Below are 23979 nucleotides of genomic sequence, written 5' to 3'. Positions count from 1 at the left end.
GACCCCGTGCCGGACGTTAGGCTGAATTGGTTTATGAAGCGTTCACCATGTTCGTTAACTGGCTTGCGAGCGCTGGATGCAGCGCCTATCAACCGTCCAGCAGCGGAGGAGAATTAAATGGCTGGGCTTTATCTCGAGGAGTTCGTTGTCGGCCATGTCTTCCAGCACACGCTGCGCAAGACCGTCACCGAGAGCGACAACATGCTGTTCTCAGTGATGACGCTGAACCCGCAGCCGCTGCATATCGACTTCGATTTCGCCGCCAGGAGCGAATGGGGCAAGCCGCTGGTCAATTCGCTGTTCACGCTCGGCCTGATGATCGGCATTTCGGTCAACGACATCACCGTCGGCACCACGGTCGCCAATCTCGGCATGAAGGAAACGGTGTTTCCGCATCCGGTCTTCCATGGCGACACCATCCGCGTCGAGACCACCGTCGTCTCGGTGCGCGAATCCAGGTCGAAGCCCGATCGCGGCATCGTCGAGTTCGAACATCGGGCCTATAACCAGAACGGCGACCTCGTCGCCAAATGCACGAGACAGGCCATGATGCTGAAGAAGGCAGCCTGATGCGTTCGCTGCTGTTCGTTCCAGGCGATTCCGAGAGGAAGCTGGAGAAAGGCTTTGGCGCCGGCGCAGACGTGGTCATTGTCGACCTTGAGGATTCGGTGGCGCCCCACAGCAAGGCATCGGCGCGAAAAATCGCGGCGCGCTTCATCGTCAACCACCGGGCGCAAACAAGATCGGCGATCTACGTCAGGGTCAACGACCTGTCGACCGGACTGACGGACGACGACCTTGCGGCGCTCATCCCGGCAAAGCCGGACGGGGTCATGCTGCCCAAATCGGCCGGCGGCCAGGATGTCCAGCACCTCTCGGCAAAGCTGAGGGTCCGCGAAGCGGAAAGCGGCTTGGCCGACGGCGCGACAAAAATCCTGCCGATCATCACCGAAACACCGGCCGCCGTGCTGGCGGCGGCGAGCTACGCCGGGGCAAGCGCGCGGCTTGCCGGCCTGACCTGGGGCGCAGAAGACCTGTCGGCGGCCATTGGCGCGCGCACCGCCCGCAACGAGCACGGTCGCTATACCGACGTGTTTCGCCACGCTCGCCTGATGACCATCCTCGCAGCGGGCGCGGCGGAAGTCGCGGCGATCGACACCGTCTTCCCGAATTTCCGCGACATGGCGGCCTTCGAGGCCGAATGCAGGGAGGCCGAACGAGACGGCTTCACCGGCAAGATGGCGATCCACCCTGATCAGGTGCCGGTCATAAACGCCGCCTTCACGCCCTCGGTGGAAGCGGTGCAACAGTCGGCGGCAATTGTCGCGGCATTCCAGGCGGCGGGAAATCCCGGCGTCGTCGGCATCGAGGGCAAGATGTATGACCGGCCGCATCTGCGGCTGGCCGAGCGGCTTCTGGCACGCGCCCGGGCAGCCGGAATCTCCGCCTGACCGCTACCAGACCAGCGGGATCAGGCGGTAGCGGACATGGGCCGCATAGTCGTCATAGCCGCGCAGGCCGGTGCGAAGTGTTTTTTCCTCGATGAATGTGCGGATGGCCAGGAGAACGATGAACACGACGACCAGTGCCAGCCCCCACCAGGAGCCGAGCAAAAGAGCCGTGCCGGCAAAGAAGAGGATGGCGCCGGCATACATGGGGTGGCGCACATAGCTATAGGGACCCGTTGTGATCACTTGCTGTCCGCGCTCGGCCTGGATCTTCACGACGGGCGCCGCGAAACTGTTCTCCAACATCGTCAGATAGCTGATCCATAGTCCGACCAGCAGAACCAGCGCACCGATCACCTGTACCCAGACAGGAACCGCGGACCACCCGAAGCGGTGATCGAAACCCATGAAGGCCAGCCAGGCAAAGATGCCGAGCAGGAGTATGCTCAACAGAACCTTGTCGGCCGCGGTCTGGTTCTTCTGGATGGGAGAGCTCAGCCGTTCGTTCATCAGGCCGGGATCGCGCCGGGCCAGCGTCACGCCAAGGGTCAGGCTTAGCCCGATCATTACCGCCAGATATCCCCAGGCTCCCGGCCAGGTCAGCGTGCCCGCTGTCAGGAAAAGCAGCGCGCCCATGGCGCCGAACCACACGAACGTCTGGAGGATCAATCTCGAGACCATGACCAACCTTCCACAATATTTGCCGCAGGCATCTACCAGCAACAGACTGCCGCCGACGCTCAGCGGACTATCGCCGATCACGCGCCTGGACGAAACGGTCCTGGGGTGCAGAAGGTTTCGTCATGCCGTGTCATCAAGCTCAGGGCGCGTCGTGATGACGGCTCGCCGCCAGGAAAGTACAATGACTGGGCGCCCGTCGCGGGCTAATCCTTGCCCCAGCGCGGCCGGCGCATCGAAAACACTTCGTTGACGCTCGCATAGTCCATGTAGCCGAGGCGAGCGACATTGCCGGCCTTGCTGATATCGAACAGGCCGTCCTTCAGGTAGGCATCGTCAATATGCACGCCGATCACCTCGCCGGCCACGACGACGGCGCTGGTCGGCGTTCCGTCCAGGGCCTTTGGCCGGAACACTTCGGTCACCTTACATTCGAGTGCGGCGGGGGCGGCCGCCACGCGCGGCGGCGCGACAAGACGCGACGGCGCCATGGCGAGATCGGCATAGACGAACTCGTTGACGCCGCGCGGCGCGTCGACCGACGTGCGGTTCATTTTCTCGGCGAGACCGCGGCCGACCAGATTGGCGACGAACTCGCCGGTCTCCTGGGCGAAGGAGGCGCTGTCCTTCTCGCCCTCGGAGGAAAACCACACGATAAAAGGCCGTGTCGAAACGGCATTGAAGAAGGAATAGGGCGCGAGGTTGATCTCGCCGGCCCCGTTCAGGGTCGAGATCCAGCCGATCGGGCGCGGCGCCACGATCGCCTTCGACGGATCGTGCGGCAGTCCGTGCCCCTTTGACGGCTCGTAGAACACTTAGCCCGCCCAGGGCCCGGCATAGTCCGCATAAAGCTTTGCCGGATCGGGGCGCGGCCGCTCCGGCGCCGGGCCGCCATAAGAGCCGATATGGACGAAGCCGACGACGCGCTCCTGCGGCGCCAGCCCCAGGATCGCCCTGCCCTCCGGCACGTCCGAATACCAGTTGCTGATCATGTTGGTGCCATAGCCCAGTGCGTTGGCGGCAATCATCAGGTTCATCGCCGCCATGCCGCCGGACAGGAACATCTCCCATTGCGGGATTTTTGGATTTTCCTTCGGCGCCGACACGACGCCGATCACCAGCGGCGCGCGCGAGAAGCGCGCCAGCTCCTGGTTGCGGCGGCCATCCGGTAAAGGTCCCTCCCGCTGTTCGGCAAGGGCCGCCAGCTTTCTGCCGATCTCGATGCGGGCATCACCGCGATAAAGAATGAAGCGCCAGGGCTCGAGCCGACCATGGTCGGGCACGCGCGTGGCCGCGGCGATCATCGTGGCGATCTCGGCGTCGCCGGGCGCAGGCTCCTTCAAGTCTGGAATCGGCGCTGAATTGCGGGTCAGCAGGAAGTCGATGATCGGGGACGCCATGGGCGCAAGTCTCCTAAGTTCAATTTTGAGCTGAAGCGCGCCATGGGGATGCGGGGCGGCTCGGGCATCGACGCGGGCGCGCCAGGCTGGAGAGTCGTATCGGTCGGACTCTTAAGCCTTGAAATTGCCACCGCCATGGGCTTCAACGCAAGGCATGTTTGAGGGGACTTTGCGTCTTTTCCTGATCTGGGTCTGCACCCTGCTGCTCATGGCGCCGGTTTCCTTTGCCGTGGCGCAGAACGTGGATGGCGTCAGCGACCTGAAGCTTCCCGGAATTTCGAGCTACGCGACGCCGAAAGGCGAGACATCGCTGGCGCTGGGCGGCGGCGGCGCCATCACCTTGTCCGCGCAATTGACCGACAAGGGAGGCGACATCACCCGCGGCATCGTCTGGCGTGTCTTCAAGCCGGAGGCCGTAAACGGCAAATTGCCGATGGTGGCTTCCGCCCATGGCGGCACGGCGGTCTTCCAGCTCGAACCCGGCAGCTATCTGGTTCACGCTTCCTACGGCCGGGCCGGTGCCACCAAGCGCATCACCGTCGGCAAGGACGCCAAGCGCGAGAGCCTCGTGCTCGATGCCGGCGGCCTGAAGCTCGACGCCGTCCTTTCCGGAGGGGCGCGCATCCCGCCCAAGAAGCTGCGCTTCTCGATCTATGAAGGCAATGCCGAACCCAATGGCGATCGTGCGCTGATCATTCCCGATGTCGAGCCTAACAGCGTGGTGCGTCTCAATGCCGGCGTCTACCACGTGGTCTCGACCTATGGCGCGGTCAATGCCGTCATCCGCTCCGACATCCGCGTCGAGGCCGGCAAGCTGACCGAAGCCACCGTCGAGCATCACGCCGCCGAGATTACGTTGAAGCTGGTGCGTGAAGCGGGCGGCGAAGCGATCGCCGACACGTCATGGTCGCTGCTCAACGAATCCGGCGATCCGATCAAGGAAACCGTCGGCGCCTTCGCCTCCATGGTGCTGGCCGAAGGCGACTACACCATCATCGCCAAGAACCGCGACCGCATCTACCAGAAGGATTTCACTGTCGTGGCCGGACAGAACCAGGAAATCGAGGTTCTCGCGACGGAAGCCGCCGCGATGGATCCGGAAGAAGGTGCGGATTAGTCAAAATCCCGGGTAAGCCTGAAGCGGTTCCCTTCGGATCGTCGACGAAATGGACCTAGGCCGCCAGCTTGGCCCGTGCCGGCAGGAATGGAATCCGGCGACGAGGCACCGGTGGCGCCAGATCGAAAACGCCTTTATAGAGGCGCTCGAGCAGCGCCTTGCGATCGCGCACGGGCTCCAGTTCGTTCCAGCTCAGCACATCGCCGACACGCACGTCGATCGACTTGCCGGAAAGCCGGGCGAACTCGTGGATAAGCAACGAAATGCGCAGCGTCAGCGATGCCTTGCCGACGAACTTCGCCACGCGCCCGTCGCGCTCGGCCATGTTCATGGGACCGCTGACCAGATGGAACAGCCTGCCGTTCTGGCCGGAGAAATGCATCGGCACTACGGAAGCCTTGGCATCCTGCACCAAACGGGCCGGAAACATCTTCCATGGCAGGTCGCGTGCCTGGCCAAAACCTTTCGGCGCGGTAGCGACGCCGCCGGCCGGAAATACCACGATGGTGACACCTTCTTTCAGGAGCCGCACAGCCTCGTGACGCACCGCCATGTTGTTCTTCAGAGCGTCCTTGGTCTCGGAAAAGTCGATCGGTAGCGAATAGGGCTCCATCTCGCTGATCTTGAGCAGATCCTTGTGGATCATGACCCGGAACGGCCGCCCAAGCTGCTCGGCCAGCGACAGCGCAGCAATGCCGTCGCCGATGCCGAAGGGATGATTGGCGACGATCACCAGCGGCGTGTCGGGCAGGTTCTTCGGGGGCCATTGATCGGGGGTTCGCACCCGCACGTCTATCAATTCGAGCATGCGACTGAACACGCGCTCGCCGGTCGGGACCACCTGGCGGCGCCAAAAATCATAAAGCGCTGCAAAACGGTCGCGTCCGGACAGGCCCTCGATGGAATGGATGACCCACCGCGTCAGCACCGGCTGTCGCGGATTGGCATAGGAAAGCTCGGGAAACGGTTTTTCCCGCAATTTCAGCTTGAGCATAAGGCTTGTTACAAGACTGCCGTGACAAGGATGTGAAAACGGCGGATATGAAAATGGCGGTGGCCTGGTCCACCGCCATTTCGGCTTCAAATACTGTCTGCTCAGGCGGCGCGCTGGCGCCGGCGATCGGGCGTGATCGCTTCTTCGGTCAGCTGCGCGACCGCTTGGGCGAGACCCAGCGACTCCTGGTCGCGCGATCCGAGCCGGCGCATGTTGACCGTCTGCTCCTCCGCCTCGCGCTTGCCGCAGACAAGAATGACCGGAACCTTGGCCAGCGAGTGCTCGCGGACCTTGTAGTTGATCTTCTCGTTGCGCAGATCCGCCTCGGCGGACAAGCCTGCGGCTTTCAGCTTCGCCACCACTTCGTTCGCATAGCCATCGGCGTCCGAAGTGATCGTCGCCACCACCACCTGCAGCGGCGCGAACCACAGCGGGAAATGGCCGGAATAGTTCTCGATCAGGATGCCGAGGAAGCGCTCCATCGAGCCGCAGATGGCACGGTGCACCATAACAGGCTGTTTCTTCTCGGAATCCGAGCCGATGTAGAAGGCGCCGAAACGCTCCGGCAGGTTGAAGTCGACCTGCGTGGTGCCGCATTGCCATTCGCGGCCGATGGCATCCTTCAGCACATATTCGAACTTCGGCCCGTAGAAGGCGCCCTCGCCAGGATTGATCGAGGTCTTGATGCGGTTGCCCGATCGCGTCCTGATCGTCTCCAGCACGCCGCCCATGATCGCTTCGGCGTGATCCCAGGCCTCGTCGGTGCCGACGCGCTTGTCCGGCCGGGTCGACAGCTTCACGCTGATCTCGTCGAAGCCGAAATCAGCGTAGGTCGACAGAATCAGATCATTGATACGCAGACACTCCGACGCCAGCTGCTCCTCGGTGCAGAAGATATGCGCGTCATCCTGCGTGAAACCGCGCACGCGCATCAGCCCGTGCAGCGCACCCGACGGCTCGTAGCGATGCACATTGCCGAATTCTGCAAGCTTTACCGGCAGGTCGCGATAGGATTTCAACCCGTGCTTGAATATCTGTACATGGCCAGGACAGTTCATCGGCTTCAGCGCGAAGACGCGGTCGTCATCGGTATCGTCGCCCGCGACCGTCACCTTGAACATGGCGTCGCGATACCAGCCCCAGTGACCGGAGGTTTCCCACAGGCTCTTGTCGAGCACCTGCGGCGCGTTGACCTCCTGGTAGCCCTGCTCGTCTAGGCGGCGGCGCATGTAGTTGACCAGGTTCTGGAACATCTTCCAGCCCTTGGCATGCCAGAAGACGACACCGGGCCCCTCTTCCTGGAAGTGGAACAAATCCATCTCGCGGCCGAGTTTTCGGTGGTCGCGCTTTTCGGCTTCCTCCAGCATTGTCTGGTAGGCGTCGAGCTGCGCCTGATCGGCCCATGCCGTGCCGTAGATGCGCGTCAGCATCGGGTTGTTCGAATCTCCGCGCCAATAGGCGCCCGCCACCTTCATCAGCTTGAAGGCATTGCCGATCTGCCCGGTCGAGGCCATGTGCGGACCGCGGCAAAGGTCGAACCAGTCGCCTTGCGCATAGATCTTGAGATCCTGATCGTCAGGAATGGCATCGATCAGTTCCAGCTTGTAGCGCTCGCCCTTGTCGGCGAAGACCTTTTTGGCCTTGTCGCGCGACCAGACCTCTTTGGTGAACGGCTTGTTGCGCGCAATGATCTCGCGCATCTTCTTCTCGATCACGGGGAAGTCGTCCGGAGTGAACGGCTCGTTGCGGGCGAAGTCGTAGTAGAATCCGTTCTCGATCACCGGCCCGATGGTCACCTGCGTTCCCGGCCATATCTCCTGCACGGCCTCCGCCAGCACGTGTGCCGCATCATGGCGGATGAGTTCCAGCGCGCGCGGATCGTCGCGGGTGATGATCTCGATCTTGCCGGACTTGCCGAGCGGATCGGAGAGATCGCGCACGGTGCCGTCGATGGCATAGGCAACGGCCTTCTTGGCCAGCGACTTGGAGATCGATTCGGCAAGCCCGGCCCCGGTCATCGCCGCGTCGTAGTCGCGCACGGAGCCATCGGGAAATGTCAGAGAAACGGAATTCAGCATCAGGTATCTCCTATCCAGTCCCGCAAACGAGCGCGGGTGGTGAAATGCAGGTCGTCAGCGGTTCGAAGGCCAAGACATGCGCGGGTAAGCCGGAAGCGTCCGGCGGCGGGCTGTCTTTTATGGGCAGTTTCCGCCGCCGTAAAGCCGGATTGGCACCCAGCGTTTCATTTGATGAGTTGCGGCAGGTCCTTCAGGAAGGCCGCACGCGTCGCGAGCCCCTTCGGCATGTCGCTCCGCTTCGTATCGACGACAAGTCGGGCAAACACGATCTGGCGGCCGTCTTTCTGCGCCCAGCCGACAAACCAGCCGAGCGAACGCCTGTCCTTGCCACCCTCGCCGAGCCTGGTGCTGCCGGTCTTGCCCTGAACGGTCCAGTCGCCGGCCTTGAAGCTCGGTATGATGGCTTTCGTCATGTCGTGAGCCTTGGCCGAGACCGGGATCTTGCCGGCGAGCAGCTTACGCAGGAAATCGACCTGTTCGACCGGCGTGATCTTGAGCGAGGAGTTCACCCAGGAATGGGTTAGGCCGTCATTCTTGCCGGGATCGCCGGAAACATCCGCATTGCCATAGCCGAACTTCGAGACGTAGCCGGCAAAGCTTTCCGGTCCAAGCCGGCGGGTGATCTCGCGTGAATACCAGAGCACCGAGTCCCGCTCCCAGATCGTCGGATCGACGGTCTTGTGGTCCCGCTTGACCGCCTTGAATTCAGGCTTGTAGTCCCAGCTCGGCGTGTGCTCGTCGCTCAGTATGCCGGCATCGTAGCCGATCAGCGACAGCGCCACCTTGAATGTCGAGGCCGGGCTGAACCGCTGGTCGCAGGCGCCGTCCTGGTAAAGCGTCTTGCCGCTCTGCGCGTCGGCGATCAGCGTGCATTGCACATCCCCGAGCGTCGCCGATTGCGCGCGCATCGGAAATCCCAGAAGCCAGGCAAGCAGGAACAGGACTCCGGCAAGGATGAAGGGAAGACGGTCGACGTTGCGCATTGGATGCTCGCTCCAGAGAGGGTTCGGCGAGCGGCTTAGCGGGGTCTCTTGTCTCGATTTTGTCTCAAATTCGCAGTTGTTGTGCAGGCTGCCATTAACCCTACCGGATCGTAAGCGGTCGGCTTGAAAACTGATCGGGAGTCAGCTTCGCGCATCGTCGCGATTGCCGCCGATCCGCCAATATCGCCACGGCGTAAACCAGACATACCGATCCGCCAGAACCTCCGGAACAAGGTCGACGCCGTGGGTGCCGAATGGCCCGCAGCGCAGAACCCTGAAAAACCCCATCCAGCCGCCGGCCCAAAGCCCATGGCGGGCGATCGCCTCATGCGCATATTCCGAACAGGTCGGCAGGTGACGGCAGGAACTGCCGATGAAGCCGGACAGCGTCAGTTGATAGAGGCGCACCAGCGACGTGCCCAACACCCGGCCGGGGGTCTTGCGCCACGGGCCGGACCAGTTGCGGCCGTGCCGCGGCGGCCCGGCTGTATGTGCATGCCCATGCTGGTCGCCCACTGCGATCTCCGTCTTTCCACACGATAGATGTGGGCTTCATCGGGAGAACGCAATCCCGCCCCTGCTTGCTGAGCTTTCACGGGCGGAAGCGGCGGAGTGGCTGCCGATCAACCGGCGGTGCCCACCGGCAGGGGCTGGACTGCTCCTCGTAGTGCTTTCGACAGGTTCTTTCGTCACGCCACTGAAAGGTTGCAATCCGCATCACATCACCAAAAATCTCCAGCAACTGCATCATGGCCGCATCTCCTTGGCGACGAGTAGACCGCCGCTGGCCTTCGCCTTCAAACGAGTATAATTTCCGCTTCGGATAATCCTGGGTTATGTGAATGAAGCGCGGGCGACTGCCGCTGACGGCCTTGAGGAGCTTTGAAGCAGCCGGGCGGCACCTGAGCTTCAGCAGGGCGGCCGAGGAGCTTTTCGTCTCGCAGGCGGCGATCAGCCGGCAGATCCGCGAGCTCGAGATCTTTCTGCGCCGGCCCCTGTTCGAACGTCGCCATCGCCGCGTCGAACTGACCGATGCGGGCCGCCGGCTGCTCAGTCAACTGGTCAGGAGTTTCGACGCCATCGACGCCCTGCTTTCCGAGTTGGTGGCGGCTCCGGCGCAGACAGTGGTTCGTGTCAGCGTCGAGCCGTCGCTGGCATCGGTATGGCTGGTGCCGCGGCTCAACCGTTTTCGCCAATTGCGGCCCGATATCGACGTCGCGCTCGAAGTCGATCCAAGGCTGATCGAGTTTCGCGGCGACCAGCCAGAACTCGCCTTGCGCTTCAGTGCGCATGCTGTCTCATGGCCGCGCAGCGAGGCCGAGCGGCTTGCCTCGACAGTCGATTCACCGGTTCTGTCGCCGGCGCTGCTTGCCGCGGGACCTCCCCTCGACAAGCCGGCCGACCTTGGCCGCTACACGCTGTTGCATGAGGAAAACCGACAGGGTTGGGCGCGCTGGTTCGAGGCGGCCGGCGTGCCTGCCGATGTAGTGCCCGCGCGCGGTCCCATGCTGGCGGATGCCTCGCTTTCGAAGCAGGCCGCCCTGCTCGGACACGGCGTGGCGCTGGGCGATCTCCTGCAGATCGGCGAAGAGCTCGCCTCCGGCACGCTGGTCAAGCCGTTCGACATCGACGTCGCGTCCGGCGCCTATTGGCTGGTGGCCAGAAGCCTGCGTGATCTCCCCGAGCCGGCCGCCGCTTTCGCCGACTGGGTGAGAAGCGAATTCGCCGAAAGCAGACGCCCCCGATAGGCCGCCAAGTGGGCTATCAGGCGGCTTCTTCGGCGCGCTTCTTCTCGATCTGGCCGATCGCGTCGACCACGGCGTCGAAGGTAAGCATCGTCGAGGCATGGCGCGCCTTGTAGTCGCGCACGGGTTCCAGATATTTGAGATCGGCGAAGCGGCCTTCCGGCGGCGCGCCGTTCTCTTTCAGCATTTTCAGCATGGTCTCGCGCACCGCGCGCAATTCGTCGGCCGTAGCGCCAACCACATGTTGCGCCATGACCGACGACGAGGCCTGGCCGAGCGCGCAAGCCTTCACGTCATGGGCGAAATCGGTAACCACGCCGTCCGCCATGTTGAGATCGACGGTAACGGTAGAGCCGCACAATTTGGAATGCGCCCTCGCGCTGGCGTCGGGATGATCGAGCCGGCCGATCCGCGTGATGTTTCCGGCAAAACCGAGAATTTTCGCATTGTAGACGTCGTTGATCATTATTTTCCAGTCCGTCGCCGCCAAGCGAACAGCGTTTGCCGCTGACGCGTCTTCCTTTCGCTCATCATGACCATATATAATGGTGGCAGTCCGGTATCGACAAGGCGACGAAAGCCCGCGTCTTTGCCGCAGTTTGCTCACGCCGCTTACGGGGCTGGAAACGGGGCGAGTTTCCGACACCGAAAGGTCGTGGTCCGTTCAACTCGTTCCTCCTGAGAGAGGGACTACGGGAGACGCCTTTATGGATGCCGTTATCAAGAAGTTCATGCCCCAGTCGGCCTACATGGAAAAGCCTGTCACCGACAGGCCGAGCGAGGCCGAGGTCGAGGCCGCGGTGCGCACGCTTTTGCGCTGGACCGGCGACAACCCCGATCGCGAAGGCCTGGTCGACACCCCCAAGCGCGTGGCCAAGGCCTATCGGGAAATGTTCGGCGGCTATGACATGTGCCCGGCCGAAGAGCTTGGCCGCACCTTTGAGGAAGTGGCCGGCTACGACGACCTTGTCATCGTCAAGGACATCCAGTTCCATTCGCATTGCGAGCATCACATGGTGCCGATCATCGGCAAGGCCCATGTCGGCTATCTGCCGGACGGCAAGGTCGTCGGCCTGTCGAAGATCGCACGCGTGGTCGACATCTTCGCCCATCGCCTGCAGACCCAGGAAGCCATGACCGCGCAGATCGCGGGCGTCATCCAGGACGTGCTCAATCCGCGCGGCGTCGCCGTGATGATCGAGGCCGAGCATATGTGCATGGCCATGCGCGGCATCCGCAAGCAGGGCTCCACCACGCTGACCTCGACCTTCACCGGCGTGTTCAAGGATACTCCAGAAGAACAGGTTCGTTTCGTCACCATGGTGCGCGGCGGTGGGGTGTAAGCCCCCTCGCCCGGCATCGCCGGACCATGATTCCGAAAGGTGGATACCGGTTTTCGGATAGATCATGGTCAAACAGGAAGATAGCCCGGCGATGTCGGCACTGGAATTTCCGAAGGCTCCCTCAGACAAGAAAGCGCTGGAAGAAGGCGCGGTGTTTTCACCGCGTTTCGATGCCGCCGGCTTGGTCACCGTCGTCGTCACCGATGCGGCGGACGGCATGCTTTTGATGGTCGCGCACATGAATGCGCAGGCTCTGGCGTTGACGCTTGAAACAGGTATCGCCCACTACTGGTCGCGTTCGCGCAATGCGCTGTGGAAGAAGGGCGAAACGTCAGGCAATCTCCAGCATGTCGTCGAGGTGCTCACGGATTGTGACCAGGACGCCATATGGTTGCGCGTCAAAGTGCTAGGCCACGACGCAACTTGTCACACGGGCCGGCGTTCCTGCTTCTATCGGACGGTGGGGCTGATCGACGGCAAGGCGACGCTTGCCGACGATGGCAGCGAGCCCTTGTTCGATGCGGAAAAAACGTATCGGAAGCTCCCGTGAATGACCAGCTTGAACCTTCTGCTCGCGGCCAACCACATAGATTCACCATTTCGATACGGCCCGCCTATATATTAGCCGTGGGACAAGGGAGATCATGATGCTCGAGTGGGCGTCATTGCGTAACAGAGCGGACGTACGAGAGGCGAATGGTCCCGCTTCGTCCGGCGGCGCGTCCGAAACAACATCACCAAAGAAAACTGGCATTTCGCTTGCCCTGGGCGGCGGTTGCGCAAGAGGCTGGGCGCACATTGGCGTGCTGCGCGCGCTCGATGAAGCCGGCATCGAGGTTTCGATGATTGCCGGCACCTCGATCGGCGCGCTGGTCGGCGGCTGTTATCTCGCCGGAAAACTGGACGAGCTGGAAGAGTTCGCCCGCAGTCTGACCAGGCGGCGCATCTTCGGCCTGCTCGATCTCAACCTGCGCGGCAGCGGTCTGTTCGGCGGCATGAAGCTGGATGCTCGCCTGCGGGAGCATGTGGCCGGCATTCGCTTTGAGGATTTGTCCAAGCCGTTCGTCGCGGTCGCTTCCGAAATCCGCACCGGCCATGAGATCTGGCTGTCGAACGGCTCGCTGATAACAGCCATGCGCGCTTCCTATGCCTTGCCCGGAGTGTTCGAGCCGGTGACTTGCAATGGTCGCGTGCTGGTCGACGGAGCTTTGGTCAATCCGGTGCCGGTGTCGGTCTGCCGCGCCTATGAGCAGCCGCTGGTTGTCGCGGTCAACCTTCATTACGACCTGTTCGGCCGTGCCGCCGTCATCAAGCATAGCGCCGGCGAACTGGTCGTCGAGAACGATGCGCCGCGCAGTGGCCAATTCGACCCGGAGCACCGGGCGCATCAGACGCGGCTTGGCATCACCGGCGTCATGGTCGAGGCCTTCAACATCATCCAGGATCGAATCTCGCGCGCCAGGCTTGCCGGCGATCCGCCCGACATGTCGCTGCAGCCCAAGCTCAGCCACATCGGTCTGACCGAATTCCACCGCGCCGATGAGGCGATCCAGATCGGCTATCGGGCAACGATGGCACAGATCGGCGAACTGACCCGGCTTCAGACGGTTCTCGCCTGATCAAAGACGCATCAGGCCCGTGCCGCGTCGACGATGCGGAACTGCACGCTGCGATTGCCGTTCCAGTAATTGCCCGACAAAGAGCCGGCGACATGGATCGTCTTGCCGCGGTTCTTGAACAGGAAGTCGCCAAGCACGGTGTCGACGGCACGAAAGGCGATCGCCTGGATGCGGCCGCCGCTGCCCGACTGCAGGTCGGCGCGGATGTGGTTGGTGCCGACCAACCGGGCGTCGGCCAGCCGATGCCGCGGCAGCGCGAAAACAGGCGCGACATGCCCCGCGCCGAACGGGCCGGCCTTTTCCAGCGCATCCAGCAAAGCCAGCGTCGCACCCTCGGCGGCAAACGCGCCGTCGATCGCCAGGCTTTCCTCGCCCTGCAATCGGAACACGTCGGCTGCCGCGCGCTCCTCGAAAAATGCCCTGAGTTCGCCGAGCCGCGTGCGCTCAACGGTAATGCCGGCCGCCATGCCATGGCCGCCGCCCTTGACGATCAGCCCGGCATCTACGGCTTCGCGCACCAGCCGGCCGAGATCGAAGCCCGACACCGAACGGCCCGAACCGGTGCCGGTGCCGGTGGCGTTGAAGGCGATGGCGAAGGCCGGCCGGCGCGCATGATCCTTGAGCCTGGAGGCGAGCAGGCCGACGATGCCGGGATGCCAGTTGGTGCTGGCGGTGACGACGATGGCCGGCCCGCTGCCGCCGGCAAGCTCGGCATCGGCCTCGGCACGCGCCGCGGCCAGCATCTCCTGCTCCATCAACTGCCGCTCCTGGTTGAGCCGGTCGAGCGTCTCGGCGATGGTGCGGGCCTCTACCGGATCGTCGGTCGCAAGCAGCCGGCTTCCGAGGGCGGCGTCGCCGATGCGCCCGCCGGCGTTGATGCGCGGTCCGATCAGGTAGGCCAGATGGAAGGTGCCGATCGGCTCCCCGACGCGTGAGACCCGCGCCAGCGCCGCCAGTCCCTCATTCTTCTGCTGGCGCGCCACCTGCAGGCCCTTGACGACGAAGGCGCGATTGACGCCGGTAAGCGGCACCACATCGCAGACCGTGGCCAGCGCCACGAGATCGAGCAGCGAGAGCAGGTCCGGCGGCGTGGCGTCGGCAAGCCGGCCGCGCAGGACCTTGGCGGTCTGCACCAGCGCGAGAAAAACCACGCCGGCGGCGCAGAGATGGCCCTGCCCGGAAAGGTCGTCGTCGCGGTTGGGGTTCACCACCGCGTGCGCCGCTGGCAAAGCGCCGCCGATCTGGTGATGGTCGAGCACCACGACATCGGCACCGGCGGCATTGGCCGCGTCGATGGAAACCGCGCTGTTGGTGCCGCAATCGACGGTGACGATCAGCGTCGCGCCGCGCGAGACGAGCTCGCGCATGGCTTCCGGATTGGGGCCATAGCCTTCGAAGATACGATCGGGAATGTAGATTTCCGACGATATCGAGAAATGCGCGAGGAAGCGTTTGAGCAAGGCCGACGAGGCGGCCCCATCGACGTCGTAGTCGCCGAAGATCGCCACCTTCTCCCGGGCCATCACCGCGGCGGCTATGCGAATGGCCGCCTTGTCCATGTCGGTCAGCGATGCCGGGTCCGGCAGCAGGTCGCGGATCGTCGGGTCGAGAAAGCGCTCCGCCTGTTCCGCCGTCACGCCTCGTCCGGCAAGCACGCGCGCGACGATATCGGGCACGCCGTGCCCCTGTGCGATGGCAAGCGCGACCATGTCCTGCCGCTCGGTCAGCCGATGTTCCCAGGAAACACCGGTGGCCGACTGCCGGACATCGAGAAAAAGGCGTCTTTCGCCCGTCATGCGAGGCGGCGTTTGCGGATGTTCATTGCCCACAATATGCGACGGCCAGTCAGGAATGCATCAAAACTTTTCCAGGTCCTGATGCCGGGCCTTGATCTCGCGCACGGTGCGCGACGACGAGCGCAGCACGATGGTATGCGTTGTGATGTAGTTGCGGCCGAACTTGACCCCTGCCAGCATGTTGCCGTCGGTGACGCCGGTGGCCGCGAACAACACATCGCCGCGCGCCATGTCCTCGGCCCGGTAAACCCGCTTCGGGTCGGCAATACCCATCTTGCCGGCGCGGGCGACCTTTTCGGGCGTGTCGAGGATCAAGCGGCCCTGCATCTGGCCACCCGTGCAGCGCAGCGCCGCCGCGGCCAGGACGCCCTCCGGCGCGCCGCCAATGCCGAGATAGATGTCGACGCCGGTTTCCTCGGGATCGGTGGTGTGGATGACACCGGCGACGTCGCCATCGCCGATCAGCCGGATCGCTGCCCCGGTGGCGCGCACCGCGTCGATCAGCTTGCCATGGCGCGGGCGGTCGAGGATGCAGGCGGTGACGTCGGACACCGCGACGCCCTTGGCCTTGGCCAGGCTGGCGATGTTTTCGGCCGGCGAGGCATCGATATCGATGACGCCCTCGGCGTAGCCCGGACCGATGGCGATCTTGTCCATGTAGACGTCGGGCGCGAACAGCAGGCTGCCCTTCTCGGCGATGGCGATGACGGCCAGCGCGTTGGGCAGGTTCTTGGCGCAGATCGTGGTGCCTTCGAGCGGGTCGAGCGCGATGTCGACCGCCGGGCCTTTGCCGGTGCCGACCTCCTCGCCGATATAGAGCATCGGCGCCTCGTCCCGCTCGCCCTCGCCGATCACCACCGTGCCTTTGATGGCGAGGCGATTGAGCTCCTGGCGCATGGCGTCCACCGCGACCTGGTCGGCGGCCTTTTCGTCACCGCGTCCGCGCAGCCTGGCGGCCGCGACGGCGGCGCGTTCGGTGACGCGCACCAGTTCCATGGTGAGTATCCGGTCAAGTCCAGCGATAATGTTGTGGGCCACGTTCATCAGGTCGATCCTCGTTCGCACGTCGCCTCCCGCCGGAGGCGCGCCTCTTGTGTCAAACGAGCATGACAACGGCAAGACCTCTCGAAGGTTTTCTCGAAAAGCCTGCAATATCAATCGATTAAACTATGGACAACGCAACTTGCAGCGAACCGGGGCCTTCCCCCACAAGGAACGGGATCTAGAACACGGCCAGATATTTGAGCAGCGAAACGATGCCGATAATGATGACGATGATCTGCGCGATCTGCCGCATCCTGCCCTCCAGCGGCAGCCGCTGGATCAGATAGAGCACGAGAATGATCACCAGGAACGTGATCAGGATGCCGATCAGGACGGAAGAAGCCATGGTGCTCCCCTGGAAATTGCGGGACGGACGAGTAAGCCGGCCAAACCGGCTCCGTCGTTACCGGATCAATACCAGCGGCGCTGGGTGTCATTCATCGACTGGCCAACGACGAGGCCGGCCAGAAAGCCCAAGAGGCCGATGACGCCGACCACTGCCGTCGTGGTGCCCGGATTTTCGCGCGCGACCTCCGAGACCGCCTGGGCCTGGCTGCGCAACTGCTGAGCTGTCCGCGACGCACGGCTCGTCGCGCTGTCGTACACATCCGATGCCCGCGCCGAGGCGTCGTCAACCAGTTCCGCGGCTCGTTCCGAAAGGCTCTTGTTGATCTTGGTGATTTCCTTGCGCAGGTCGGCGATCTGCTTTTCGAGCGCCTTCTGGATATCGTCGATCTGGGGAGTATCCCGGGATGTCTCGGATTTCGATGTTTCGGCCATTGGCATTCCCTCGGTTTGCACCTCGGGAGAACGACGCTAGCCGGGATTGGTTCCGGCGAGCCAGACAGCGGCATCCCCTGACCACTATCAGGTTGCGGCAATGCAGTGGCACGCGACCGAAAGAAATCTATCCTGCCCGTTCGATCCGGATGACCTGCGGCTTGTCGGTCAGGTGACCATCCTTGGTGATGCCGTCAACAGCCTTGCGCACGGCAGCCTCGGTGGTCTCGTGGGTGACCAGGATCACCGTCTTTTGCGCCGCCGCTTCGCCGCTGATCGCGTGCTGGACGATCGATTCCAGCGAGATATCGTTGTCAGCCATGCGCTTGGCGATGGCCGCGAACACGCCGATGCGGTCATGCACGGTCAGCCGGATGAAATAGCCGCCGGCATGGCTGCGCATCTGTGCCTTCTTGTAAGGCTTCAACTCTTTCGCCGGCCTTCCGAAGACCGGGCCGTGCTGGAAGCCGGGCCGGCTCTTGGCGATATCGGCGATGTCGCCGATCACGGCGGAGGCAGTAGCGTTGCCGCCGGCGCCGGGGCCGGAGAGCAGGAGTTCGCCCAATATGTCGGTCTCGATGGCCACCGCATTGACGACGCCGTGGACCTGCGCGATCACCGAGGCCGTCGGCACCATGGTCGGATGCACGCGCTGCTCGATGCCGCTCTCGGTGCGCTGGGCAACGCCAAGCAGCTTGATCCGGTAGCCGAGATCGCCGGCCGCACGGATATCGGCCTGGGTGATGTTCGAGATGCCTTCCATGTAGATGTCGTTGGCGGCGATCTTGGTGCCGAAGGCCAGGCTGGTCAGGATCGACAGCTTGTGCGCGGTGTCATGGCCCTCGATGTCGAAGGTCGGGTCGGCCTCGGCATAGCCCAGCCGCTGCGCGTCCTTGAGGCAGGCGTCGAACGAGATGCCTTCGGCCTCCATACGGGTCAGGATATAGTTGCAGGTGCCGTTGAGAATACCGAAGACGCGGGTGACCGAGTTGCCGGCCATCGCCTCGCGCATCGTCTTGATAACGGGAATGCCGCCCGCCACCGCGGCCTCGTAGTTGAGCAGCACGCCCTTCTTCTCGGCGATCTCGGCCAGTGCGACACCATGTTTGGCCAGCAGCGCCTTGTTCGCGGTGACGACATGACGGCCGGCCTCGAGCGCCGTCTTCACCGCCGCGAACGCCGGTCCCTCGTCGCCGCCGATCAGCTCGACGAAGACGTCGATCTCGGCGGCCTGCGCCATCTTGGCCGGATCGTCGAACCATTTCGCGGCATTGAGATCGACGCCTCGGTCGCGCTTGGGATCACGCGCCGAAACCGCCGCCACGACGATGTCGCGCCCGCACTGCCGTGTCAGCTCCGCCGCCTTGTCGTGCAGCACGCGCGCCACCGACGCGCCGACCGTGCCGAGGCCGGCAATCCCAACACGCAGAGCTTCAGCCATGGCCGGCGATGTCCCCCGAAAGATCAAACGAAATTGTGTGCGGAAAGCTTACCGATGGGCGGAAAGCGGCACGACATTGTTGGGTTGCTTGGCGCTGGTCGCCAGGAAGCGCTTGATGTTGCGCGCTGCCTGCCGGATCCGGTGCTCGTTCTCGACCAGCGCGACACGCACGAAATCATCGCCATGTTCACCGAAGCCGACGCCTGGCGCCACCGCAACGTCGGCATGTTCGATGAGCAGCTTGGAGAATTCGAGCGAGCCGAGATGGCGGAACGGCTCGGGAATCGGCGCCCAGGCGAACATGGACGCAGCCGGAGCCGGAATGGTCCAGCCCGCGCGGCCGAAGGCGTCGACCATCACATCGCGCCGCTTGTGGTAGATGTCGCGCACTTCGGCGATGTCGGCGCCGTCGCCGTTGAGCGCGTGTGCGGCCGCCACCTGGATCGGCGTGAAGGCGCCGTAGTCGAGATAGGATTTCACCCGGGTCAGCGCCGAGATCAGCCGCTCGTTGCCGACGGCAAAGCCCATGCGCCAGCCGGGCATGGAAAAGGTCTTCGACATGGAGGTGAACTCGACGCAGACGTCGATCGCGCCCGGGACCTGCAGCACAGAGGGCGGCGGATTGCCGTCGAAATAGATCTCGGAATAGGCAAGGTCCGACAGGATGATGATGTCGTTTTTCTTGGCGAACGCCACCACGTCCTTGTAGAAATCGAGCGAGGCGACCAGCGCCGTCGGGTTCGACGGATAGTTGAGGATCAGCGCCAGCGGCTTCGGAATCGAATGGCGGATGCCGCGCTCGACCGCCGGGATGAAACCGTCATCGGGCTCCACCTGCAGCGAGCGGATGACGCCGCCCGACATGATGAAGCCGAAAGCATGGATCGGGTATGTTGGATTCGGGCACAGGATCACGTCGCCCGGCGCGGTGATCGCCTGCGCCATGTTGGCGAAGCCCTCTTTCGAACCCAGAGTTGCCACCACTTGCGTATCGGGATTGAGCTTCACGCCGAAGCGACGCTGATAGTAAGCGGCCTGGGCGCGGCGCAGGCCCGGAATGCCGCGCGAGGAGGAATAGCGATGGGTGCGCGGATCGCGCACCACTTCGCACAATTTGTCGACGATTGCCTTGGGCGTCGGCAGGTCCGGATTGCCCATGCCGAGGTCGATGATGTCGGCTCCGCGCGAACGGGCGCTGGCCTTCAGCCGGTTGACCTGCTCGAAAACATAGGGCGGAAGCCGGCGGACCTTGTGAAACTCTTCCATGGCAGTTCCAGACATCACTTGGCGTTTGGCAAGGCGCGCCGTGTCGGCAAGCGCCTTGGGCGCGCGCTATATACTTATTTGCAGGTGGGGTCGAGGGCAGGGTCGCATTTGCCTTCGATCTGCTTCAGCGTCTGCGCGCCATGCTTGCTGGCCAGGTCCGTCAGCGCCGCCTGGTTGGTGACTTTGGGGGCGCCGCCATTGGCTGCCTGCGCGCTCTCGTCCCCCTTCAATTCCGCGAGCTTGGCGTTCCTCTCGGCATCGGTGAACTGTTTGGCCGCCACTTTCGGCGGGATGTTCAGGTTCGGAAAGGTTCCGGTATCCTTCGGTCCCGCTGATGTGGCGATGGGCACCGGGCCGCTGGTATCGGTGCTCGAGCAGGCCCCCAGGCACAACAGGGCCATTGCCGCACCGATGCGGCAAAAACGACCGGCGCCGAAAAAAACAGTCTCGCCAATGTTAATCGTCATATTGTTTCCTTGGCAGCCGGGGTAGAGCGAGGTTGGACCCGTTCGGATGTCCCATGGTAATATGTCAAGAAAACGCTTCGGGAGGAACCCCGCGCACCATGTCCAAGACACCCGATTCGGGCAAAGCGGAAGATGGCGGACCTTCGACGGTCGAGCAATATCTGGTGAAGGACCCGGAACGCTTCGCCCTGAACATGGCGCGCATGATCGAGCAGGCCGGCAAGGCGGCTTCCGCCTGGGCCGAGCCGCGCGAGAAGGGCGAAGTGCGCGACCATGTCGCCGAACCGGTCGTCGACATGGTGAAGACCTTCTCCAAGCTCAGCGAATACTGGCTTGCCGACCCGCAACGCGCGCTCGAAGCTCAGACGCGGCTGTTCGCCGGCTATATGACGGTATGGGCGAACGCCATCCAGCGCGTCAGCCCCGATGCCGAGCGAACCGAGGACGCGGTCAAGCCGGAGCGCGGCGACAAGCGTTTCCAGGATCCGGAATGGGGCCGCAACGCCTTCTTCGATTTCTTGAAACAGGCCTATCTCGTCACCTCGCGCTGGGCGGCTGATCTCGTCGAGCACGCCGAAGGCCTGGACGACCACACCCGCCACAAGGCGAGCTTCTACGTCAAGCAGGTGTCCAACGCCATCTCGCCGTCGAATTTCATCCTGACCAATCCGGAACTGTTTCGCGAAACCATCGCCTCGAACGGCGAAAACCTTGTGCGCGGCATGAAGATGCTGGCCGAGGACATCGCCGCCGGCAAGGGCGAGCTGAAGCTGCGTCAGGCCGACTACTCGCCTTTCGAGATCGGCCGCAACATCGCCACCACCCCCGGCAAGGTGGTCGGCCGCAGCGACGTCGCCGAGATCATCCAATACGATCCCACCACCGAGACGGTGCTGAAACGGCCGCTGCTGATCTGCCCGCCCTGGATCAACAAGTTCTACATACTCGACCTCAACCCGCAGAAATCCTTCATCCGCTGGGCGATCGAACAGGGCCACACCGTGTTCGTCATCTCCTGGATCAACCCTGATGAACGCCACGGCATGAAGAACTGGGAAGCTTATACAAGGGAGGGGCTGCAATACGGCCTCGACACTATCGAGAAGGCCACAGGCGAGAAGGAGGTCAACGCTATCGGCTACTGCGTCGGCGGCACGTTGCTGGCCGCGGCACTTGCCCTGCTGGCGCAGGAGGGTGACGATCGCATCAAATCGGCGACCTTCTTCACCACCCAAGTCGATTTCACCCATGCCGGCGACCTCAAGGTGTTCGTCGACGAGGAACAGGTCGCGGCGGTGGAAAAGGCCATGAACGAAAAGGGCTATCTCGACGGCACCAAGATGGCGACCGCCTTCAACATGCTGCGCTCGGGTGACCTGATCTGGCCCTATGTCGTCAACAACTACATGCGCGGCAAGGATCCCCTACCCTTCGACCTGCTTTACTGGAATGCCGATTCGACACGCATGGCGGCGGCCAACCACTCCTTCTATTTGCGCAACTGCTATCTCGAGAACAACCTCTCGCGCGGCAGGATGGAACTTGCCGGCCGCACCGTTTCGCTCGCCGACATCAAGATCCCCGTCTACAACCTCGCCTCCAGGGAAGACCACATCGCTCCCGCGCTGTCCGTCTTCCTCGGCTCGAAATATTTCGGTGGCGAGGTCGAATACGTGATGGCGGGCTCCGGTCATATCGCCGGCGTCGTCAACCCGCCCGCATCGGGCAAGTACCAGTACTGGACCGGCGGCAAGCCGGAGGGCGACTTCGGCGAGTGGATCGCCAAGGCCACCGACCATCCTGGTTCCTGGTGGCCGCACTGGCAGAGCTGGATAGAGGCCAAGGACAACAATCGCGTGCCTGCCCGCAAAGCAGGCAAGCATATGAAAACCTTTGGTGATGCCCCCGGCACCTATGTCAAGGTGCGTGTGTAACCGACTGTAATGTCTGGTGAGTTGACGGACCCGTAAAAGCGGGCGAAATGGTGTCGTCAACCATCTTGCCGCCTAAATTCGGCAATTGCCGCAAAAATACTTCCAGGCTTGCTGATTTGACACAGGTCTCGTTTCCGGATCGGAGACAAGGGGCACCTCGACGCAGCCGTTCGGACGCCGCGCCAAGGATATACCGATCGGATATCGAGGGGGAATTTGACTTTGAAACCAGCAGGGTGGAGCCTCGCGAAGGGAGAACGCCGCATCATTGCGGCGGCGCTCTGCTCCGTGCTCCTGGCCTCCTGCACCTCGGCCGGCGACCCCACAATGTCGGTTGGCATGCCCGGCTACAATGCCTCCGCATCGGACATCAACGCAGCCTCGACAAACAAGCCGATCGTGGCCGGCGATTCGTCGTCGCAGACGGCGGCCACGCAGACCACCGTGATGGCGGAAGGCGACACAGCGCTGCCCGAGACGGTCGCCTACGTGCCGATAGCAAACCCGCAAGCGGCCTTCCCGCTCACCGCGCCGGCTGGAGCCGAAACGATTGCCGGGAACACGCCGCAATCGCTGCAGCAACCGGCGCAGACGGCTCAACAGACTGAGGCGGCGGCGCAGAAGATTGCTGCCGCCGACGCGGCCGTGACGGCACCGAAGCCGGCCTCGGCACAGGCGATGAACAATCCCGTCTATGTGACCGCTGGCGAGGCACCGCAAGCGGAGGCGCCGAAGAAAAGAGGGTTCCTGGCCTCGATGTTTGGCGCCACGCCGGCTTCGGCGAAGCCTGCTCCACTGGTCAACACGCGCGCAGGAGAACCGCCGGCCGTGCAGGCCAAGCCCGCCCCGGCGGCAAAGCCGATCATTACACTGGCCTCGGCCGATTCCGCGGCGAAACCGGTGCAACTGGCTTCGCTCGGCGACGACTCAGGTCACATCACCGGTGGCGATGCCCTGCCGGGCGTCCGCCAGACGGCCCTGTTCGAGATCAAGCGCAAATCCGGCCTCGACGACGAAAGCGACGTCGACCTCAACGAGGATGAAGGATCGGGCGGCCTCTACCAGGTAGCCTCCGCCGCGGGCATGGCGCGCCTCGCGCCCAACGGGCTCTTGAAGCAGAACGAGAGCGTCGACGTGGCGTGCCTCAAGCCCTCGCTGGTGCGCGTGCTCAAGACGATCGAAGGCCATTACGGCCGCAAGATGGTCGTCACCTCCGGCTATCGCGACCCCGCCCGCAACCGCCGTGCCAACGGCGCCAAGAATTCGCTGCACATGTATTGCGCCGCCGCCGACATCCAGGTGCCGGGCGTCTCGAAATGGGAGCTGGCGAGTTACGTCAGGACGATGCCCGGCCGCGGCGGTGTCGGCACCTACTGCCACACCGAATCGGTCCACGTCGACGTCGGCCCCGAGCGCGACTGGAACTGGCGCTGCCGCCGGCGCAGCGGTGGCGAAGGCTGACCAGCGCCGGTTCGGCTGGGACCTCCTGACCTCAAGTCACTTCCCGCAATCGTCTGAAAAGTGCCCGGAAATCCACGCAGCGGCTGGTGACGGCCGCCAGAAAAATTGCCGCCGGCGCTGCGTCAATCATTCGCTTCGGCAGGCAGGAAAAAAGTTGTCCCAGCCGGCACCTGACGGGTTGCCGGTTGCGCACAACGCCAGTATAAGCCGCTTTCATCTGAGCGCGCCCATCGTCTAGCGGTCAGGACACCGCCCTTTCACGGCGGTAACAGGGGTTCGATTCCCCTTGGGCGTACCAGCTTCACTCGTGTACAACCCGGAGACATAGGTAACGTATTGTACCTAAGACATGGGTGACAATCTCGTGCCGAACGGATTGTCGATG

25 protein-coding genes and 1 tRNA gene are annotated in these 23979 nt (G+C 63.3%); 10 read left to right on the top strand and 16 right to left on the bottom strand.

Annotation, left to right across the window (positions count from 1 at the left end; all coding sequences use genetic code 11):
• The first annotated feature begins 117 nt into the window (after positions 1 to 117).
• Together LB551_RS29070 and LB551_RS29065 are read left to right on the top strand one after the other, a co-directional pair.
• Positions 118 to 570: a MaoC family dehydratase gene (locus tag LB551_RS29070; RefSeq protein WP_140551514.1), complete on the top strand. Its 453-nt coding sequence runs from the start codon at positions 118 to 120 to the stop codon at positions 568 to 570.
• The gene (locus LB551_RS29065) at positions 570 to 1451 is read left to right on the top strand and encodes an HpcH/HpaI aldolase/citrate lyase family protein (RefSeq protein ID WP_224625526.1); all 882 of its coding nucleotides are present in this window, start codon (positions 570 to 572) and stop codon (positions 1449 to 1451) included. The genes LB551_RS29070 and LB551_RS29065 overlap by 1 nt, the downstream gene beginning before the upstream one ends.
• Positions 1452 to 1454: 3 nt before the next feature.
• Here the strand turns inward: LB551_RS29065 and LB551_RS29060 are convergent, their stop codons facing one another.
• From LB551_RS29060 to LB551_RS29050, 3 genes are all read right to left on the bottom strand, one after another.
• Positions 1455 to 2129, bottom strand: a complete 675-nt coding sequence (locus LB551_RS29060; protein ID WP_224661327.1) for a methyltransferase family protein — start codon at positions 2127 to 2129, stop codon at positions 1455 to 1457.
• A gap of 203 nt (positions 2130 to 2332) precedes the next feature.
• Positions 2333 to 2941: a flavin reductase family protein gene (locus tag LB551_RS29055; protein ID WP_224661326.1), complete on the bottom strand. Its 609-nt coding sequence runs from the start codon at positions 2939 to 2941 to the stop codon at positions 2333 to 2335.
• Positions 2942 to 3526 carry a nitroreductase gene (locus LB551_RS29050; RefSeq protein ID WP_140551511.1) on the bottom strand — a complete coding sequence of 195 codons (585 nt, stop codon included), beginning with the start codon at positions 3524 to 3526 and terminating at the stop codon, positions 2942 to 2944.
• A gap of 154 nt (positions 3527 to 3680) precedes the next feature.
• On the opposite strand from LB551_RS29050, the gene LB551_RS29045 reads away from it, so the two are divergent.
• Positions 3681 to 4643 carry a hypothetical protein gene (locus LB551_RS29045; RefSeq protein WP_140551510.1) on the top strand — a complete coding sequence of 321 codons (963 nt, stop codon included), beginning with the start codon at positions 3681 to 3683 and terminating at the stop codon, positions 4641 to 4643.
• A 55-nt stretch (positions 4644 to 4698) separates the two neighbouring features.
• On the opposite strand, the gene LB551_RS29040 is transcribed toward LB551_RS29045, so the two are convergent.
• The 5 genes from LB551_RS29040 to LB551_RS29020 form a co-directional block, all read right to left on the bottom strand.
• The gene (locus tag LB551_RS29040; RefSeq protein WP_224661325.1) at positions 4699 to 5637 is read right to left on the bottom strand and encodes a lysophospholipid acyltransferase family protein; all 939 of its coding nucleotides are present in this window, start codon (positions 5635 to 5637) and stop codon (positions 4699 to 4701) included.
• A 101-nt stretch (positions 5638 to 5738) separates the two neighbouring features.
• A complete protein-coding gene (gene thrS / locus LB551_RS29035; protein ID WP_224625521.1) occupies positions 5739 to 7715 on the bottom strand; it encodes a threonine--tRNA ligase in 1977 nt (658 codons plus the stop codon).
• Positions 7716 to 7879: 164 nt separating this feature from the next.
• Complete coding sequence (gene blaOXA / locus LB551_RS29030; RefSeq protein ID WP_224661324.1) at positions 7880 to 8698, bottom strand: class D beta-lactamase; 819 nt, start codon at positions 8696 to 8698, stop codon at positions 7880 to 7882.
• A gap of 141 nt (positions 8699 to 8839) precedes the next feature.
• A complete protein-coding gene (gene yidD / locus LB551_RS29025) occupies positions 8840 to 9214 on the bottom strand; it encodes a membrane protein insertion efficiency factor YidD (protein WP_224625519.1) in 375 nt (124 codons plus the stop codon).
• Positions 9215 to 9290: 76 nt separating this feature from the next.
• Entirely contained in the window at positions 9291 to 9449 is a 159-nt protein-coding gene (locus LB551_RS29020; protein WP_224661323.1) for a hypothetical protein, read from the bottom strand.
• A 91-nt stretch (positions 9450 to 9540) separates the two neighbouring features.
• Here LB551_RS29020 and LB551_RS29015 point away from each other — a divergent pair, with 91 nt between their 5' ends.
• The gene (locus LB551_RS29015; RefSeq protein WP_224661322.1) at positions 9541 to 10446 is read left to right on the top strand and encodes a LysR substrate-binding domain-containing protein; all 906 of its coding nucleotides are present in this window, start codon (positions 9541 to 9543) and stop codon (positions 10444 to 10446) included.
• Positions 10447 to 10462: 16 nt separating this feature from the next.
• Here LB551_RS29015 and LB551_RS29010 read toward each other — a convergent pair whose 3' ends face one another.
• Positions 10463 to 10909, bottom strand: coding sequence for an iron-sulfur cluster assembly scaffold protein (locus tag LB551_RS29010; RefSeq protein ID WP_224661321.1), 447 nt, complete (start codon positions 10907 to 10909; stop codon positions 10463 to 10465).
• A gap of 241 nt (positions 10910 to 11150) precedes the next feature.
• Here LB551_RS29010 and folE point away from each other — a divergent pair, with 241 nt between their 5' ends.
• The 3 genes from folE to LB551_RS28995 all read left to right on the top strand — a co-directional run bounded on the left by folE (position 11151) and on the right by LB551_RS28995 (position 13405).
• The gene (gene folE / locus LB551_RS29005) at positions 11151 to 11786 is read left to right on the top strand and encodes a GTP cyclohydrolase I FolE (protein ID WP_140517057.1); all 636 of its coding nucleotides are present in this window, start codon (positions 11151 to 11153) and stop codon (positions 11784 to 11786) included.
• Positions 11787 to 11877: 91 nt separating this feature from the next.
• On the top strand, positions 11878 to 12336 hold the full coding sequence (gene hisI, locus LB551_RS29000) for a phosphoribosyl-AMP cyclohydrolase (RefSeq protein ID WP_140551552.1): 459 nt from the start codon (positions 11878 to 11880) through the stop codon (positions 12334 to 12336).
• Positions 12337 to 12433: 97 nt separating this feature from the next.
• On the top strand, positions 12434 to 13405 hold the full coding sequence (locus LB551_RS28995) for a patatin family protein (RefSeq protein WP_140517059.1): 972 nt from the start codon (positions 12434 to 12436) through the stop codon (positions 13403 to 13405).
• Positions 13406 to 13416: 11 nt separating this feature from the next.
• Here the strand turns inward: LB551_RS28995 and recJ are convergent, their stop codons facing one another.
• From recJ to LB551_RS28960, 7 genes are all read right to left on the bottom strand, one after another.
• Entirely contained in the window at positions 13417 to 15201 is a 1785-nt protein-coding gene (gene recJ, locus LB551_RS28990; protein WP_224661320.1) for a single-stranded-DNA-specific exonuclease RecJ, read from the bottom strand.
• Between the two features lie 60 nt (positions 15202 to 15261).
• Positions 15262 to 16245 (bottom strand): class II fructose-bisphosphatase, encoded by a 984-nt coding sequence (glpX, locus tag LB551_RS28985; RefSeq protein WP_224661319.1) that lies wholly within the window; start codon positions 16243 to 16245, stop codon positions 15262 to 15264.
• 178 nt (positions 16246 to 16423) lie between these two features.
• Positions 16424 to 16591 carry a Thivi_2564 family membrane protein gene (locus tag LB551_RS28980; protein WP_224661318.1) on the bottom strand — a complete coding sequence of 56 codons (168 nt, stop codon included), beginning with the start codon at positions 16589 to 16591 and terminating at the stop codon, positions 16424 to 16426.
• Between the two features lie 65 nt (positions 16592 to 16656).
• Complete coding sequence (locus tag LB551_RS28975; protein ID WP_140551502.1) at positions 16657 to 17025, bottom strand: hypothetical protein; 369 nt, start codon at positions 17023 to 17025, stop codon at positions 16657 to 16659.
• 127 nt (positions 17026 to 17152) lie between these two features.
• Positions 17153 to 18466 carry a homoserine dehydrogenase gene (locus LB551_RS28970; RefSeq protein ID WP_224661317.1) on the bottom strand — a complete coding sequence of 438 codons (1314 nt, stop codon included), beginning with the start codon at positions 18464 to 18466 and terminating at the stop codon, positions 17153 to 17155.
• 48 nt (positions 18467 to 18514) lie between these two features.
• The gene (locus LB551_RS28965; RefSeq protein ID WP_140633551.1) at positions 18515 to 19732 is read right to left on the bottom strand and encodes an LL-diaminopimelate aminotransferase; all 1218 of its coding nucleotides are present in this window, start codon (positions 19730 to 19732) and stop codon (positions 18515 to 18517) included.
• 74 nt (positions 19733 to 19806) lie between these two features.
• On the bottom strand, positions 19807 to 20199 hold the full coding sequence (locus tag LB551_RS28960; RefSeq protein ID WP_140551499.1) for a hypothetical protein: 393 nt from the start codon (positions 20197 to 20199) through the stop codon (positions 19807 to 19809).
• A gap of 98 nt (positions 20200 to 20297) precedes the next feature.
• On the opposite strand from LB551_RS28960, the gene phaC reads away from it, so the two are divergent.
• The 3 genes from phaC to LB551_RS28945 all read left to right on the top strand — a co-directional run bounded on the left by phaC (position 20298) and on the right by LB551_RS28945 (position 23892).
• The gene (gene phaC / locus LB551_RS28955) at positions 20298 to 22133 is read left to right on the top strand and encodes a class I poly(R)-hydroxyalkanoic acid synthase (RefSeq protein WP_224661316.1); all 1836 of its coding nucleotides are present in this window, start codon (positions 20298 to 20300) and stop codon (positions 22131 to 22133) included.
• A 216-nt stretch (positions 22134 to 22349) separates the two neighbouring features.
• Positions 22350 to 23594, top strand: a complete 1245-nt coding sequence (locus LB551_RS28950) for a D-Ala-D-Ala carboxypeptidase family metallohydrolase (protein ID WP_224661315.1) — start codon at positions 22350 to 22352, stop codon at positions 23592 to 23594.
• 223 nt (positions 23595 to 23817) lie between these two features.
• Positions 23818 to 23892, top strand: a tRNA-Glu gene (locus LB551_RS28945).
• The last annotated feature ends 87 nt before the right edge of the window (positions 23893 to 23979 follow it).

Origin of the sequence: Mesorhizobium sp. BR1-1-2, from assembly GCF_020165435.1 — a bacterium.
GTDB lineage: Bacteria > Pseudomonadota > Alphaproteobacteria > Rhizobiales > Rhizobiaceae > Mesorhizobium.
Note: the sequence above shows the minus strand (reverse complement) of the source record. Positions and strands in the feature narration are given on the sequence as shown.